The sequence below is a fragment of the Aquimarina hainanensis genome, assembly GCF_042684685.1.
Classification (GTDB): domain Bacteria; phylum Bacteroidota; class Bacteroidia; order Flavobacteriales; family Flavobacteriaceae; genus Aquimarina; species Aquimarina hainanensis.
Window position 1 is genome coordinate 1 of record NZ_JBHULX010000019.1, and the last position, 17,157, is coordinate 17,157.

Below are 17,157 nucleotides of genomic sequence, written 5' to 3' on the forward strand. Positions count from 1 at the left end.
CATCCATCAGGATGCAGACACCACGCCCCCAAGCATTACATGCCCGACAGATCAAACAGTGAGCTGTACTACTACAATCGTACCTGACTACTCCTCTTTAGTCAATGCTACAGACGTTATAGATCCTAATCCAATAATCAATCAAACCCCCTCTGCAGGAAGTCCCCTTACTGATGGAATGACCATTACTATAACAGCAACAGATGTTAGTGGAAATATAAGTAGCTGTTCTTTTAGAGTAAATACCCCTTCAATAGAGGTAGATGCAGGAAGCGATGAATACATTGAAGAAGGAGAATCTATACAGCTTGAAATTATTTCTTCTGAAGAAGGTACTTTTTCCTGGACTCCCGCAACAGGTCTAGACAATCCTGAAAGTGCTACTCCTATTGCTACTCCTGCAGCTACTACTACGTATACTGTAACTTTTTACAACAGGGATCGTAATTGTTTTGCTACAGATGAAGTAACAATCCATGTATATCATGATACTACTCATGATACCCGATATGGTTTTTCTCCTGATAATGACGGAATCAATGATTTTTGGGAAATAAAAAAGATTGAAGAATACCCTGAAAATGTAGTCTCTATTTATAATAGATGGGGGGATTTAGTTTTTGAAATCGATGGCTATGACAATAAACATCGCGTATTTAACGGAATGGCTAATCGATTGCAAAATCTGGGAGCCAGTAAACTTCCCGAAGGCACTTACTTTTTTATCATTTCTATAAAAGGAACTCATACGTTAAAAAAAACCAAAGGATATCTAATCCTAAAAAGATAAGTAATGACATTTCAATTCAGGTATAAACTCTTCTCCATCTTATTATTCGTCTTAATATCGGTTCAGGCACAACAATCCCCTGTACTAGCGAATTACAATTACAACACGGTTCTTATAAACCCTGCTCATGCAGGATTCTACAAAGACAGTGATTTATCCCTTAGTAGCAGAGGAGGGTTTCACCAAATAGATGGAGCCCCCAGAACAATAAGTGGTATACTCAACACCTCCTTTGAGTCTAAACGGACAGGGCTTGCTGCGGGAGTAGTAAGTGATCAAATAGGCGTTACTTCTTCTTCTTTATTTTTCGGGTCATATGCTTATAAAATCCCATTGCGAAAAAATTCGAATAATGCCAGATGGTGGGATTATAACCCCAAAGTAATATCTATGGGGATCACAGCGGGTATTATGAATTGGTCAGAAGATTTAGCTCGATTAAACATTACGAATGATCCTAATTTTGAAAATAATATCAAAGAAACATTTCCAGTTATTCATGCAGGTATTTTATATAATGACACTCATTTTTTTGCTGGGCTTTCTGCTACCAATATCATAAGTAGTTCCACAAAAAATGCTACTAAACTATCAGTAGAAAAAAGTGTTTATGCTCATATGGGGGTTCGTTTTTTTATCTCCAAATACAGAGATCACATAACATTGACTCCAAGTGTACTGATCAAGCATGTTTCTGGAGCTCCAGTGCAAGTCGACAGTAATTTCATTTTTAAATACAAACATATTTTCGAGATCGGAACTGGGTATCGATCTACAAATGCTATTAATGTACTTGCTGGTTTATATGCTGCCAAACATTGGCACCTGGTCTACAACTATAATTTTAGAACCAATAACAGTCCTGTAAACAATACCCACGGTCTTATTTTGAGATATCGATTCGGAAATGGTTTTTCTTCCAAACGATAATATTTTAATCCAGAAAACCATTTTCTACCGCATATTTCACCAAACCTGCCGTATTTTTTACTTGTAGTTTTGATAATAAGTTTCTCCTATGAGTATTTACTGTATTTTGGCTTATAAAGGCTTTTTCTGATATTTCAATAGTAGTGTACCCCTGAGCAATTAATCTTAATATTTCTTTTTCTCTTTTACTTAATTCTGTAACTGATTGTCGCTCTTTTTTTAATTTTCCTTCGTTTTCTTTTTGTCTTCTTATTATTTCTGCTGAAAAAAAAGAAGCTCCGCTATACACCTGGTCGATAGCTCGATACATTTCTCTTTTTTCTGTATTTTTTAACAAATAACCATCTACTCCTATCCTGATAAGACGGGAAATCATTTGAACATTATTATGTGTACTGATAATCAATATTTTTACCTCTGGATACTTCTTTTTAATAACTTTACTAACTTCGATTCCATCCATCTCAGGCATGCCAATATCTAAAATAATCATATCTACTACTTCTTTCTCCAAAAGAAACAAAAGTTCTTTCCCATTAGTTGCAGTACCACGAATATCGATATTTTCTTTTCCTTTAATTAAAGAAGTTATTCCTTGCAGAAAAAGCACATGATCATCTACTATCAATATCTTTATTTTTTTCATAAGGTGGGTATCAAAATGCTTATTAGTTAAACAGGTAGCTCGATATTAACAATAGTCCCTCGCTTAGGCATACTATCAATATGAAAACTTCCGGATAATGCTTTTAATCGACTTTGGATGTTAGACAGACCAATACCTGTTTTCTGTTTATCAAACAAAAAACCTTTTCCGTTATCCTCAAAAAGCAAACTAACCGCATTTGGTAATAAATTAAACTCTATATCCATTCGCGTCGCTTTTGCATGTTTAATAGTATTGGTTATTAATTCCTGTAAAATCATGAAAATCTCATTCTGGAATTTTGAATCCAGCTTATTAATATCTTCTTCCGGGTAGGTATATACATTCACATCTAATTTACTGGCATCACCTATATTATTTACATATTCTTTTATCAGCTGAATAAAATTATCACGTTGGAATTTTTGAGGAATCAAATCATGAGAAAAATTACGAACTTCTTCATAAGCATCATCCAACTGTTCTAATATAGAGGGGAGCCTGTTGTCTTTTACCTCCAGGTTATTAATTTGAAGTTTGATAGATGCTAATGTTCCTCCCAAACTATCGTGTAAATTCTGCGCTATCTTTTTTCGTTCTATATTTTGCCCTTTGACAAGTGCTTTTATGAGTTTTAATTCCTGATCTTTAACTAACGAAGATATTTTCTGATCATGTACTTCTTCTTTTTTCTCACTTAAAGCATATTGCGTTTTCAGCTTTTGATAATAAACCACAAGCAGACAAATAATAGGAATCAAAATCACAACAAAAGATATAATCGCAATAATTTTCACCTTTCGTTCCATGAATAATTCTGTTTTCCGTAATTCTTTATCTTTTTTTAGAATTGCAATTTCTTTTTTCCCTTGCAGTGTCCTGTACTTTACCTCTAATTCATAAATCTCTTTTTGTCGTTGCATTACATTAATAGAATCTGTAATACGTTCTTTTTTTTGCTGCATTGCAAAAGCCGTTCGATATTTTTTCTTCCTGCTATATATCGTAATCAAGTTTCTGTAAATAGCTGCCTGTAATTCTAAAAAACCACCCTCTACAGCATTATCCAATGCTTTTACTAAAATAAAAGCAGCTTCATTCAACATATTACTGGCTATCAAAATCTTACTAATACTTACTGAAGCTTCTGCACCATATTTCTTAAATTTATGCGCATCAGCCATTTTTAATGCTGTTCTATAATGTGCCAGAGCCTTATCCAGGTTACCCTGATCCCTATAATTATCTCCTAAATTAATATTAATAACAATCTTACACCTGTTATCTCCTAATTCTTCGCAAATAGGTAGCGCCTTCATATACGAAGTATTAGACATTGCTATAGCTCCTTGTTCTGCCTGGATAACACCAATGTTTATATGTGTTGCAAATATTAATCTGGGGTCATCTTTAGCATCCAGAAAAGAAGTGAAAATTTCCAAAGCTTCTTCATACCTATCTTGTTTACTATAGGCATATGCTAATCCGTGCTTATGCATATTCAGCAATAAGGTATCCTTTCCTTTTTCAGATACTTCTATTCCTCTTATACACCAGGATATATTTTCTTCTATAAGCCCTCTTTGTTCATTAGCCACTGCCAGGATATTATACACCCTTGCTAATCTTCCATAATAAACAGCATCCTTTTTTCCTTTTTCTAATTCATTAATAGCTTTATTGGCATAGTATAACGAAGAGTCAATTTCATTAATATTATTGTAATGCTGCCCCAGTATAATAAGTCCTTTTAACCTGGTTTCTCTATTTTTATTATGACGAAGTAATTCATAAATAATAGCTGGTGTTTTATGATTCTCTGCAGTATTTATATAGGAAAAAGCCAGTTGAATCGAATCAACTTCTTTATCATTCTGAGCTATTCCAATACATGAACAAGCAGTACACCACAGAAGGAGTAATCTGGATATATAGTCTATCATGAATAAAAGGGGTCTATTAGCGAACTAGTATTTTCTTATTGTATTTCCAACTGGAAAGTTAGCAATCAAAAATCAAAACAACAAGATTCTTGCGTTTTATAAATCAAATTAACTATTCAGGGTAATTCAATAAAAAATATGTTATTGATCCTCCTTATTATTGCAGTATTCACAAAAAAATCTTCTCAAGAATTCTGCTTTCTCTGTAAAAAAACAAAAAAACCGGTACAATTATGTACCGGTTTTTTTATTAGATATATATTTTAAACTACCCTCCGAAATCATCAAATCTGATATTTTCATCAGGAATTCCAAAATCTTGACCCATTTTTTCTACCGCTTTATTCATCAATGGCGGTCCACAGAAATACAATTCTATATCTTCTGGTGCTTCATGATGGTTCAGGTAATTTTCGATCACACAATTATGTATAAATCCTACGAAACCATCTCCTTCTGCATCATTAATATCTTTCTTTACTTTCCAGTTATCTTCTTCTAATGGTTCTGATAATGCCAAGAAAAATTTAAAGTTAGAGAATTTTCTTTCTAATTCGTAGAAATGTTCCAGGTAGAACAACTCTCTTTTAGAACGTCCTCCATACCAATAAGTAACTGTACGTCCTGTTTCTAATGTTTTGAACAAGTGATATAAGTGAGAACGCATTGGTGCCATTCCTGCTCCTCCACCTACATATAACATCTCTGCATCAGACTCATTAATAAAGAATTCTCCATAAGGTCCTGAGATGATTACTTTATCTCCTGGCTTTCTGGAAAAGATATATGAGGAAGCAACTCCAGGGTTCACATCCATCCATCCATTTTTAGCTCTATCCCATGGGGGTGTTGCAATACGCACATTAAGCATGATATCTCTTCCTTCTGCTGGGTAAGAAGCCATAGAATATGCTCTTTCTACTATATCAGAATTCTTCATTACTAATGGCCACAGTCCAAATTTATCCCATTCTGCCTGAAACTTATCAGGAGTTTCATGTTCTTCTGGATGCGCAGTAATATCTATATCCGAATATTTGATCTCACAAGCTGGAATTTCAATCTGAATATACCCTCCTGCTTTATAATCCATATCTTCTGGAATTCTAACAACAAATTCTTTAATAAAAGAAGCTACGTTATAGTTACGCACTACTTCTGCCTCCCATTTTTTAATCCCAAATACCTCTTCCGGTATCTGAATATTCATGTCTTGCTTTACTTTTACCTGACATGCTAATCGGGCTCCGTGTTGTAGTTCTTTACGAGAAAAATGCGGCGTTTCTGTAGGAAGTGCTTCTCCTCCTCCTTCTAATACATGGCACTCACACTGAATACATGTTCCACCACCACCACAGGCTGAAGGCAAAAATATCTTTTCTCCTCCTAGAGTAGACAATAAACTACCTCCGGACGCTACTTCGATTTCCTTTTCTCCGTTTATTGTTATTTTTACTGGTCCTGATGGTAATAACTTATCTTTCGCAAATAATAATATCCCAACTAATACCAATGTAAGGACTAAAAATGCAATAACCGTTATTACAATAGTTCCAATTGTTGACGCTAAAACTACCATATTATTTATTAATTGAAACGTTAGTATTTTCTGCTACTTCCTTAGCAGTTTCCTTTTGCTCTACTTGTACAGTTTTTTCTTCTTTCTTTTCCTCTTCATCTCCTCCTGTAAGCATTCCTCCAAAACTCATGAATCCGATTGCCATAAGTCCTGTAAGGATAAATGTAATCCCTAACCCTCTTAATGGTGCAGGGATATTAGAGTATCTGATTTTCTCTCTAATTGCTGCAATAGCTAAAATAGCAAGGAACCATCCTATTCCCGAACCTACTCCATATACTGCCGCATGAGAAATTGTAGCAAATTCTTTTTGCTGCATAAATAACGATCCTCCAAGGATCGCACAGTTTACAGCAATAAGTGGTAAGAAAATACCTAGCGAATTGTATAAAGAAGGTGAAAATTTTTCTACAATAATTTCTACCAACTGTACCATAGTTGCAATTGTTGCAATAAACAGGATAAAGGTAAGAAAGCTCAGATCGTAATCCGCATATTCTGGACCTAACCACACTAATGCTCCTTCTCTCAACACATATTTATCCAATAAAAAGTTAATAGGAACTGTTATTGCCAATACAAATATTACAGCAGCACCAAGACCTACCGCTGTCGACACTTTCTTAGATACAGCAAGGTATGAACACATTCCTAAGAAGAATGCAAATACCATATTATCTATAAAGATCGATTTTAAAAATAATTCTAAATATTCCATAATGTTTTATTTACATGTCTCTTTATTCAGAGACCATCTTCTTAATGATCTTCGATTAGTGCTTTATTTCTACTTCTCTGAATCCAAATAATAATTCCTACTGTTATCAGTGCCATAGGCGCCAATACCATAAAACCATTATTTTCATAACCAATAGCATACAATCCTGTTTTCTCTATAGGATCTCCTAATACTTTTGCCCCGAATAATGTTCCTGATCCGAGTAACTCTCTAAAGAAAGCGACTACGATCAATAACAATCCATATCCTGCAGCATTTCCTATTCCATCTAGAAAAGACTTCCAAGGACCATTTCCTAAAGCAAAAGCTTCAAATCGCCCCATAATGATACAGTTGGTGATAATCAAACCAATAAATACTGATAACTCTTTACTCAGTGAATACGCAAATGCTTTCAACACCTGATCTACGATAATTACCAAAGCTGCTACCACTACTAATTGTACGATGATTCGTATTTTGGAAGGAATAATATTTCTCATTAAAGAGATCACTACATTTCCTATTCCTAAAACGAAAAGTACGGAAATTGCCATAACGATTGATGGCTTCAACTGAGCTGTAATAGCCAAAGCAGAACAAATACCTAATACCTGAATTGTAATCGGGTTATTATCTGCTAGCGGGTCGCTCAACAGTTTTTTATTTTTCTTAGAGAACAAAGGCTCTTTTGGTTCTTTTACTTTTTCTTTTTCTGTTACTTCAGCCATTTGTTATTTTTTTAAAGATTCAAAATAAGGCAAATACATTTTTATCCCTTTCTTAACCATTACAGTAACTCCATTACCAGTAATTGTAGCTCCTGCAATAGCATCTACGGCATTGTCATCTTTTCTATCATTTTTCGGGTCTCCATTTCCTTTTTTCACAGTAACTCCCTGATAGCTTCCTGATGCATTATAAATTTTTTCTCCTTTAAAGTCATCTCTAAAGAACGATTCTTTAATATTTGCTCCAAGTCCCGGGGTTTCTCCTTTATGGTCGAAAAAAGCTCCTTTAATAGTCGTAAAATCTTTATCCAGGGCTATATATCCCCAAATAGCATCCCATAGACCATTTCCTCTAACCGGTAAGATATAAAATTTCTCTCCGTCCTTTTCTCCAATAAACAGGGGTAATCTTCTTTTATAATTAGCATCTTGCTTTACTGCATCATTTTCTTTCTTTAATTCTACAGCAAATGCTTCAGAAGTTTTTTCTGCTTTTCCATCAACAATGATATATTGCTCTTCTCCAATATATTTCTCGAATAACTCTTGTGCCTGTTCTGCTGGTACAAAGTCATTTGGGTTTTCGCTATCGGTTACTCCCATAGCGAATAATATATTTTGTTGTTTTTCTTTTTTCTTATTTGCGTCAATATTCCCTTTAAGTCCAGAAGAAACACCCGCTAATAAAGAACCAACTACAATTACCATTAAAATGGAAAAAATAATTGTATATGAATTTTTATCTGTGTTCATCGCCATGATTACGCAGTTTTTACTTTTAAACGTTTCAATCTTTTCTTAATATTTCCTTGTACTACATAATGATCGATCGTTGGAGCGAATACATTCATTAATAGTATTGCCAGGAATACTCCTTCTGGATATGCTGGGTTAAATACTCGTATTAGAATCGAGATAAACCCTATAAGGAATCCATAAATCCATTTTCCTTTGTTTGTTTGAGAAGCAGTTACAGGATCAGTGGCCATAAATACGATACCAAACGCGATCCCTCCTACTAATAAATGCTGCCAGAATTCAAAGTTCATCAAGGCATAAAACTTACTTGATTCCTTGATCCATCCTGCATCTACAACTCCATTAAAGATTAATCCCATCACTAATACTCCTAATGTAGCACTCAACATAATTCTCCAACTTCCAATCTTAGAAAAAATCAGAAATAATCCTCCTAATAAAATTAACAAGGTAGATGTTTCTCCTATTGATCCTGGTATAAACCCAAAAAACATATCAGAAACCGAATAAGACATTGGTTTTGAATTCGCCAAATACCCTAATACAGTCTCCCCTGACAATGCATCTACTCCTGATTTTTCAATAGCTGAGTGTACCCATACTTTATCTCCTGACATCCATCCTGGATATGAAAAGAATAAGAAAGCACGAATGGTCAATGCTGGGTTCAGGATATTCATTCCTGTTCCTCCAAACACCTCTTTTCCTATTACTACTCCGAATATAACAGCAATTGCTAACATCCATAGTGGCGTGTCAATCGGAACAATTAAAGGAACTAACATTCCTGTTACCAGGTATCCTTCTTCTACTTCATGTTTCTTTTTAACTGCGAATAAAATTTCGACAGCTAATCCTACTACATAAGAAACGACCACTAACGGTAGTACTTTTGAAGCTCCCAGAGCAAAGTTTTCCCAGTTTACAAAGTGTTCAAACAAAGAAAAATTCTCTGGCACTCCATTAATAGCAGTGTAATATTGATATCCAGCATTAAATATTCCAAAGATCAAACAAGGAACTAATGCCATTATCACAGTGTTCATCGTACGCTTTAAATCATCAGCACCACGTACATGGGCTCCGGAATGAGTTACCTCATTCGGAAGATATAAGAATGTATGGATTGCATTAAATGCAGGAGCCATCTTCTTATCCTTATATTTAAGTTTTAATTCATGTAATTTATTCTTCAAGCTCATAGCACTATCCTATTTCTTTTAACATTAAATCGAGTCCTTCTCTAATGATTTTCTGATGTGGTTGCTTAGAGACACAAATAAATTCTGTCAAAGCAAAATCCTCTGGAGCCACTTCATACATTCCTAATTGCTCCATCGCATCTAAATCCTTAACCAAACAAGCTTTTAAAATTTGTAATGGATAAATATCTAATGGAAAAACACTCTCATAACTTCCTGTTACTACAAATGCTCTGTGCTCTCCATTCGTATTCGTATTCAATTCATATTTTTTCTTTGGGAACAACCAAGAAAAAGTAAAAGCTCTGGAAGGGGATATCTTATTAAAAATAGGTTTATTCCATCCAAAAAGCTCATAGTCATTTCCTTCAGGAATTACTGATATAGTAGCATCATAATACCCCAAGTATCCATCAGGCTTCACATTTTCTCCTGTAAGAACATCTCCGCTAATTACTCGGATGTTTTCATCTTTTACTCCAGAATCATATACAATTGTAGAAACTTCTGCTCCTGCAATTGTCTTGTAATATTTTGGAGTTTTAACAGATGATCCTGCCAGTGCTACGATTCTTTCTGCATTAAATTTCCCAGTTAATAATAACTCTCCTATGATCACCAAATCATGAGGATTAACTGTCCAAACAACCTCTCCTTTATTTAAGGGATTAATATTAGCGATCTGCACACTTACATTTCCAGCTGGGTGTGGTCCAGAAACGCCATGTACTGTTATCCCTGACAAGCTTGAAAAAACAGAATTACCCTTTGCCCCTACAGATACATGAATCGCTCCATCTGTAAGTTTACCTAATGCGGTAAGCGCAGCTTGTAATTCCTTTTCTTTCCCTGCCAGCGTATAATCGAAATCCGCAGCCAGAGGTGCTGTTGAATATGCTGAAACAAAAATAGCTTTAGGAGCTACTTCCGGATTAGCAATAACATCATAAGGACGTTGTTTAATGAATGGCCAGCAACCTGATGCTAAAAGATGCGTTGTTACTTCTTCTCTACTAAGAGCTGCCGGATCTTTTATGCCAAAATCAGCATATTCCTGCTCTTTGTCTGCCAGAATTTTAAACGCTAAAATTTTTCTTTTAGCTCCGCGAACTATTTCCACAACTTCTCCACTAACAGGAGATGGGAAATACATTTTTTCATTAGATTTAGAATGGAAAAGGGGTTCGCCGGCTTTAACTTGTGCACCTACTCGAGAAATCACTTTTGGCACGATACCGTGGAAATCGTCAGGCTTAATTGCATATACATTACTTTTGGTGGCTTTGACAGTTACTTTTTCTGCCTCACCAACAAGGTTAATGTCCAAGCCCTTTCTGATACGAATGTCTTTTGACATATTTGAAATAGTCTAAGTTTATTAACTAAAAAAATCGTGCAAATTTACTAATTAAAACCCTCAAGTGAAAACAGGGAAAGACTTATGTTTTTTATTTATAACCCTTCTAAATAAGGAAGTGCTTACAAAAACTTCCTCCTCATTTTAAAACTATAACGTTTTCATTTTTCCTATATTTACCCCATGCAACCTCTTCATTTTATGCAAAAAACAATCATTTTATACCTGGCATTTATCTCAAGCATTTTTTCTGCACACACACAGGAAATAGCTCCTCCCGAATACATTAAAACAATCCAATTCAAAGGAAATTCGGAATTCTCAGGCACCCCCATCATACAACTAGGCACCCCACTACTTATCACCTTTGATGACATTAACGGAGACGAAGCAGACTACTATTATAAAATCCGACATTGCAACTTTGACTGGACTCCCTCAATCTTAAATAAAAACGAATACCTGGACGGGTTCGACGACATCAGAATTAACGATTACGAAAACTCATTCAACACACTACAGACTTATAGTCACTATTTTCTAAGAATCCCTAATGAAGACACCAAAGCCCTCAAAGTAAGCGGAAATTACATTATAGAAATATACAATGAAGACGAAGAATTGGTTTTCTCCAGAAAATTAATCGTTTACGAAAATACCAGCACAGTAAAAGTATATACCAAAAGATCTCGTGATCTCGACTTTATAAACACCAAACAAAGTGTACAGTTCGAAATCACCCCTCACAATCCTCCTCTCAGAAATCCCAAAAAGACTGTTAAGACGTTAGTCATTCAAAACAACGATATAAAAAATTCCATTTCTAACTTAACACCTCAATTTACCATTGGCAATTCTTTAATATACAAGTACGATCAGGAAGCCAGTTTTTGGGGAAGCAATGAATTTCTCTTTTTCGACAACAAAGAAGTAAGAACATCGACTGTTAACATACAGAAATCTGATCTGGAAGATATTTACCACAACTACTTATACAATGACCGTGTAAGAGCAGCAAAAAACTATACCAGAAACCCGGATATAAACGGAGGGTTTGTCATCAGAAACCTACGAGCTAACAATCATGACATAGAAGCGGACTACGTATGGATGCATTTTACTCTGGAATGCTACGAACCTATTGGCGATGGCAACATACACATTTACGGAAGTTTTAATAATTTCAAAATAGATAACTCCACCCTAATGAAATACAACAAAAACACCGGAATGTATCATAATACAAGCTTATTCAAACAAGGTTTCTACAACTACAAATACATCCTTGTATTACCTGATAATACTATCGATTATGGTTTTATTTCGGGAAATTTTGACGAAACCGAAAACGAATATACAGTCATCGCTTATTACAGAGCTCCGGGAGCCCGATATGACAGAGCAATCGGAAAAGGAACAGGAAATTCTTCCACAATAACAAATTGATTAGTATTTTTACCGCATATTCTACAATACAAAGAATCCTCTTTTAGCCTTATTTTTTTCAAAACACATACGCAATAAACCTATGAAGGAAACTGGACGATTTCTAAAAAAATACAGAGGAACAGAATGCCTCAATTGCGGAGTCCCATTAGATATTATAGACAAATACTGCCATCACTGCGGACAAGTAAACACTACAAAAAAACTAGCCCTTAGTGATTTTTTTAGCGAATACTTCTCTAGTTTATTCTCCTACGACTCCCGATTAAGTCACACAATTATTGCCTTGTTATTCAGACCTGGAAAAATAACAAAAGAATACACAGAAGGCAAACGTGTCAAATACGCCAATCCTTTCAGATTCTACCTCAGCGTCTCTATTATCTTTTTTATCATCAATGGTTTTTTTATTGATTTTGACAGTTTGAGATACCAGGTAAATAAAGAAAAAAAGACCAATACAACACAAACCCCTCTACATGTACATTTTTTCTCAGAGGCAGACTCTACCGCTACACAATATTACTCCGAACAACAGCTAGGATCTATGAAATATTTCGAAAGGATCAAATATCGGATCAGTACCTATTCCAATTTCTATACTGACACGAAAGAAAAATCAGTTATTAAAGCATTAGACAGCTTGAATCATAATGTTAACAATTTTAACAAATACATATACAAACGAATCATTAAAGCTAACGAATTAGACAGCAACCCAATAGAGCTCGCAGAATACATTTTCAACAAATCTCCTTTTATCATCTTCTTTTTTCTTCCCTTTTTCTCTCTTATTTTATGGCTCCTCTATATGAGAAACCCTTTCTCCTATATGGAACACCTGGTATTCACCTTTCACACCCAAACAATGTTCTTCATCTTACTGGGATTGGCAATCCTTTTCACAAAAGCAATTGATTACCAACTCCCTGTAACAATCAGCACACTTTTATTTTTACTATATTTGTACAAATCATTGCGTAAATTCTACAATCAGGGAAGATTTAAAACTATTGTTAAATTTACACTTTTAAACATATTATTCTTTATTTTAGCAGGAGTAGGCTTCAGTTTAGCAATTGGAGGGTCTATTTTCTTTTATTAAATGTATGATTCAACAGGTTACCAGAGGCATAAGAATTTCGGTGAAAACCACCTTTGAAGGCACGTTCTATAAGAACTATAAGATCCATTTTGCCTTTGGCTATCAGATCACTATAGAAAACCAAAGTAAAGACTCCGTACAACTTACCTCTCGTTTTTGGGAAATCAAAGACTCTTTAAACAATACTGAAATTGTGGAAGGAGAAGGCGTTATCGGGAAAAAACCTGTTCTAAAACCAGGAGAGTCTCACACTTACAAAAGCGGATGTCTTCTCAGCTCTCCTTTTGGCGCTATGAGTGGGTATTACAACATGGTCAACTTCACATCTACCAGAAAATTCAAGGTAACCATCCCTCCTTTTAAATTGAGCGCTCCTTTTGCCCTCAACTAATTCGCGCCACCAAATCAAAAACAAAAACAGTCTCGTTTTGTTTCACATAACACTCTTTACAATTTGATTCGTATTGAAAAGAAAACGGAATACAACTATCAAACCTCCCTTTTTTCTCTTTAAACACTCCTTTAAAATCAAGAATTCCTGATTCAGTATACCGGGAGATGACATAGTGCTGTTCTTTTTCTGAATTCTCTAACTTGAAATAAGCACTACTTCCAATTCCTTCCAAAAAATCTGCATCATCAATTCTTTCACATTCATTATCCGAACTGTTACCAACGGGTACTTTTTTATCGAAATAATTTTTCAGATTTTCTTTAAAAATCGATCCGGAATATCTTTTCACCACTCCATCAATCGTCTCATAAATAGGATTCTCTAATGATGATTTTTCCACATTCCCTAAAGGACTTGGAGTAAATTTCTTATTCCACAGCAACCCTTTTCTTATCACAGGGTGATCTGTTCCTGCCAGAATAGCATCTGTAACAATCCTAGAACAATTACTTCCATGTTTCCCAAAAGCTTTATAAGGAACACTTCTTTTTTCCTGCATTCCCAAAATAAAAGACTTCACCTTATCATAATAGATATAATCGCAAACAGAAGCGATCAATCGCCCTTCTCCATGTGTTTTTTCGGGAGACGCTTCCAACCACAGCAAAAACTCTTCTACGTTACTTAATTTTCCATCTTCTGCAAAAGACGCCTGAATTCCCATCTCTAATTCAACATCTGTAATCGCACTTCGGACTCTTCCTTTTCCTTTAGGTGTAATATATCTCCCAAAATCAAAGTATTCTGCTCTCCCTGTCTGGTTATCAATTAATACGAAAGCCGCATGACCCGCTTTTATATATTGAGAAGTCCCAATCCCTACATATGATAAAAACTTCACAAAAGTCTCATCAGAAAGTTTCACAAAAGTATCAGGAAAAGCCAATGAAATTATTTTACCTGTATACTTCACACAATTACGCTTTCAAAAATTACCGAATTCACTTCATTTTCCAACAAATCCTCATATCGCATAGACACTACTTCATCATTTTTAAAGACCTGAGTAATACTTCTTGTTTTTAGCTGTCCTCTATCAATCCAGAGGTTCACTCCATCTTTAACATTCCCTCTACTTTTATGAAATGACAACATATTTTCTTTTGTCAATTCATTTTTCTCTTCAAATTCCCGAAACCAGTCTATTCTTTTTTCTTTAACTTCTTTAGTATACAATGTAGACGAGGACCAGATATAGGTTTTATGTCCCAGGTTTCTTATATATTTTTTACTTCCATCCCAAACCAACTCCAGCGCCAGTAAATCCGAAGACCAGTTAACAGCTATAATTGTAAAAGGTTCTACTCCCGAAAGCTCATAAGATTCAATTGCTTTTTTTACATCAACTGCTTCCAGCAAATCTTTTACCACCACCCCACGACTCTTCACATAATTAGTCAATCGAAGGTGTTTTTCAAAACCTCCATTCAACAAGCATATCATTGTATTTTTATCACTCACTCCTATCCAGGTCCCCCCGGCTACAGCATCTTTAGGAAAGAGCATTTTAGTCTTATTAATTTTGTAAAAATCCGGAGGAAGCGTTTTCCTTTCTATTGCTTCATCTCTATTGGAGGTAAGAATAAAATTATCCCCACCTGTAGGTATAAAAGTTACAGTACACATAGATAACTTGGGTCGGTTAAACGATATACAACTTACAAAAAAAATAAAAACTACATGTTTATGACACATTAAAAGCCCTTAAGCCTACATAATTCCCTATCTTTGCCATCAAAATTTAATAACTCACAAAAATAAACGTATCGCATTATGGGAAAAGGCGTTTTTCAAGTTCCAACTGCAATTAACGAGCCTATTAAATCATATGCTCCAGGAACCCCAGAAAGAGAAGAAGTTTTAGCTGCTTATAAAGAATTATATAATGCTAGTGTAGATGTCCCTTTATACATTAACGGAAAAGAGATTAGAACAGGAGACACAGGAACCATGGCGCCTCCTCATGATCACCAACACATATTAGGAACCTACCACAAAGCTGAAAAAAAACACATTCAGGAAGCTATAGATACAGCAATCCAGGCAAGAGAGGAATGGGCTAATTTAGCATGGGAACAGCGTGCCGCTGTTTTCTTACGTGCTGCTGAATTAATAGCAGGACCTTACAGAGCTAAAATCAATGCTGCTACTATGTTAGCACAATCAAAAAATATTTTTCAAGCCGAAATTGATGCTGCTTGTGAGTTTATAGACTTCTTACGCTTCAATGTTGAATTCATGACCAAAATTTATGAGGATCAACCAGAATCAACATCCGGAGCATGGAACAGAATTGAATACCGACCATTAGAAGGTTTTGTATACGCTATCACTCCTTTTAACTTTACAGCTATTTCCGGAAACCTACCTGCCAGTGCTGCCTTAATGGGAAATACAGTTGTATGGAAACCTAGTGACAGTCAGATATTTTCTGCTCAGGTAATTGTTGAAATTTTCAAGGAAGCAGGAATTCCTGATGGTGTAATCAATGTTGTATACGGAGATCCGGTTATGATTACTGACACTGTATTAGCCAGTCCTGATTTTGCCGGAATCCACTTTACCGGTAGTTCTCATGTATTTAAGGACATCTGGGCAAAAATCGGAACAAACATCCACCACTATAAAACATACCCTAGAATTGTTGGAGAAACAGGAGGAAAAGATTTTATAATTGCTCATCCAAGTGCTAACGCTAAACAAGTAGCTACTGGTATCAGCCGTGGTGCTTTTGAATACCAAGGACAAAAATGTAGTGCTGCATCAAGAGCCTACATCCCAAAAAGTCTTTGGAGCGATGTAGAAAAATTCCTTAAGGAGGATATTGCTTCTTTCAAAATGGGATCTCCAGAGGACATGAGTAACTTTATCACTGCTGTAATCCACGAAGGATCTTTCGACAAATTAGCTTCTTATATAGACCAGGCTAAAAAAGACGAAAATGCAGAAGTGATTATAGGAGGTGGATACGACAAATCAAAAGGATACTTTATAGAGCCGACTGTTATCTTAACCAAAGATCCTAAATACACGACTATGTGCACTGAATTGTTTGGACCTGTTATTACCATCTATGTTTATGAGGATAGCGAATGGAGTCAAACATTAGAATTAGTTGATCAAACTAGCGAATACGCATTAACAGGCGCTATTTTCTCAACAGATCGCTACGCTGCTACTGAAGCTACCAAAGCGTTGCAAAACTCAGCAGGAAACTTCTATATCAACGACAAACCAACAGGAGCGGTTGTAGGACAACAGCCTTTTGGTGGTGCCAGAGCATCAGGTACAAATGACAAAGCAGGTTCTTACCTTAACCTACTTCGTTGGGTTTCTCCAAGAACCATCAAAGAAACTTTTGTGTCTCCTGCAGACTACAGATACCCTTTCTTAGGAGAATAAAACATTAATACATTCGTCAAAAACGCGCTACAGTAGTTCTCTGTAGCGCGTTTTTTTTAACATTTTCTTATCGATAATTTCATTTATATTTACTC

Annotated in this window: 16 protein-coding genes; 6 read left to right on the plus strand and 10 right to left on the minus strand. The window is 35.4% G+C overall.

All coding sequences use genetic code 11. The annotated features are described in order from the left end of the window. A partial coding sequence (locus ACFSTE_RS10745) for a T9SS type B sorting domain-containing protein (RefSeq protein WP_378298139.1) occupies positions 1-790 on the plus strand: 790 nt, incomplete at its 5' end. Positions 791-793: 3 nt separating this feature from the next. Further along, positions 794-1,720 (plus strand): PorP/SprF family type IX secretion system membrane protein, encoded by a 927-nt coding sequence (locus ACFSTE_RS10750; protein WP_378256641.1) that lies wholly within the window; start codon positions 794-796, stop codon positions 1,718-1,720. A gap of 4 nt (positions 1,721-1,724) precedes the next feature. On the opposite strand, the gene ACFSTE_RS10755 is transcribed toward ACFSTE_RS10750, so the two are convergent. From ACFSTE_RS10755 to ACFSTE_RS10790, 8 genes are all read right to left on the minus strand, one after another. Further along, on the minus strand, positions 1,725-2,366 hold the full coding sequence (locus ACFSTE_RS10755; RefSeq protein ID WP_176029054.1) for a response regulator: 642 nt from the start codon (positions 2,364-2,366) through the stop codon (positions 1,725-1,727). A gap of 26 nt (positions 2,367-2,392) precedes the next feature. Then, positions 2,393-4,309 (minus strand): tetratricopeptide repeat-containing sensor histidine kinase, encoded by a 1,917-nt coding sequence (locus ACFSTE_RS10760; protein ID WP_378256644.1) that lies wholly within the window; start codon positions 4,307-4,309, stop codon positions 2,393-2,395. A gap of 268 nt (positions 4,310-4,577) precedes the next feature. Continuing rightward, positions 4,578-5,888: an NADH:ubiquinone reductase (Na(+)-transporting) subunit F gene (gene nqrF, locus ACFSTE_RS10765; protein WP_176029052.1), complete on the minus strand. Its 1,311-nt coding sequence runs from the start codon at positions 5,886-5,888 to the stop codon at positions 4,578-4,580. Position 5,889: 1 nt separating this feature from the next. Continuing rightward, on the minus strand, positions 5,890-6,606 hold the full coding sequence (gene nqrE / locus ACFSTE_RS10770) for an NADH:ubiquinone reductase (Na(+)-transporting) subunit E (RefSeq protein ID WP_176029051.1): 717 nt from the start codon (positions 6,604-6,606) through the stop codon (positions 5,890-5,892). 41 nt (positions 6,607-6,647) lie between these two features. After that, complete coding sequence (locus tag ACFSTE_RS10775) at positions 6,648-7,337, minus strand: NADH:ubiquinone reductase (Na(+)-transporting) subunit D (RefSeq protein WP_176029050.1); 690 nt, start codon at positions 7,335-7,337, stop codon at positions 6,648-6,650. Positions 7,338-7,340: 3 nt separating this feature from the next. Then, positions 7,341-8,096: a Na(+)-translocating NADH-quinone reductase subunit C gene (locus ACFSTE_RS10780; protein WP_176029049.1), complete on the minus strand. Its 756-nt coding sequence runs from the start codon at positions 8,094-8,096 to the stop codon at positions 7,341-7,343. Positions 8,097-8,098: 2 nt separating this feature from the next. Further along, complete coding sequence (locus ACFSTE_RS10785) at positions 8,099-9,298, minus strand: NADH:ubiquinone reductase (Na(+)-transporting) subunit B (protein ID WP_176029048.1); 1,200 nt, start codon at positions 9,296-9,298, stop codon at positions 8,099-8,101. Between the two features lie 4 nt (positions 9,299-9,302). Next, positions 9,303-10,655 (minus strand): Na(+)-translocating NADH-quinone reductase subunit A, encoded by a 1,353-nt coding sequence (locus tag ACFSTE_RS10790; RefSeq protein ID WP_176029047.1) that lies wholly within the window; start codon positions 10,653-10,655, stop codon positions 9,303-9,305. Between the two features lie 201 nt (positions 10,656-10,856). Between ACFSTE_RS10790 and ACFSTE_RS10795 the strand changes: the two genes are divergently transcribed. The 3 genes from ACFSTE_RS10795 (at position 10,857) to apaG (ending at position 13,597) form a co-directional block, all read left to right on the plus strand. After that, on the plus strand, positions 10,857-12,101 hold the full coding sequence (locus tag ACFSTE_RS10795) for a type IX secretion system plug protein (protein WP_378256648.1): 1,245 nt from the start codon (positions 10,857-10,859) through the stop codon (positions 12,099-12,101). A gap of 82 nt (positions 12,102-12,183) precedes the next feature. Next, entirely contained in the window at positions 12,184-13,206 is a 1,023-nt protein-coding gene (locus ACFSTE_RS10800; protein WP_378256650.1) for a DUF3667 domain-containing protein, read from the plus strand. Positions 13,207-13,210: 4 nt separating this feature from the next. After that, positions 13,211-13,597 (plus strand): Co2+/Mg2+ efflux protein ApaG, encoded by a 387-nt coding sequence (apaG, locus tag ACFSTE_RS10805; RefSeq protein WP_176029045.1) that lies wholly within the window; start codon positions 13,211-13,213, stop codon positions 13,595-13,597. On the opposite strand, the gene ACFSTE_RS10810 is transcribed toward apaG, so the two are convergent. Both ACFSTE_RS10810 and ACFSTE_RS10815 read right to left on the minus strand, forming a co-directional pair. Continuing rightward, entirely contained in the window at positions 13,590-14,573 is a 984-nt protein-coding gene (locus tag ACFSTE_RS10810) for a DUF6695 family protein (protein WP_378256652.1), read from the minus strand. The genes apaG and ACFSTE_RS10810 overlap by 8 nt on opposite strands. Beyond that, complete coding sequence (locus ACFSTE_RS10815) at positions 14,570-15,286, minus strand: NRDE family protein (RefSeq protein WP_378256654.1); 717 nt, start codon at positions 15,284-15,286, stop codon at positions 14,570-14,572. Before ACFSTE_RS10815 ends, ACFSTE_RS10810 begins: the two co-directional genes overlap by 4 nt. 147 nt (positions 15,287-15,433) lie before the next feature. Between ACFSTE_RS10815 and pruA the strand changes: the two genes are divergently transcribed. Further along, positions 15,434-17,062 (plus strand): L-glutamate gamma-semialdehyde dehydrogenase, encoded by a 1,629-nt coding sequence (gene pruA / locus ACFSTE_RS10820; protein WP_378256656.1) that lies wholly within the window; start codon positions 15,434-15,436, stop codon positions 17,060-17,062. The last annotated feature ends 95 nt before the right edge of the window (positions 17,063-17,157 follow it).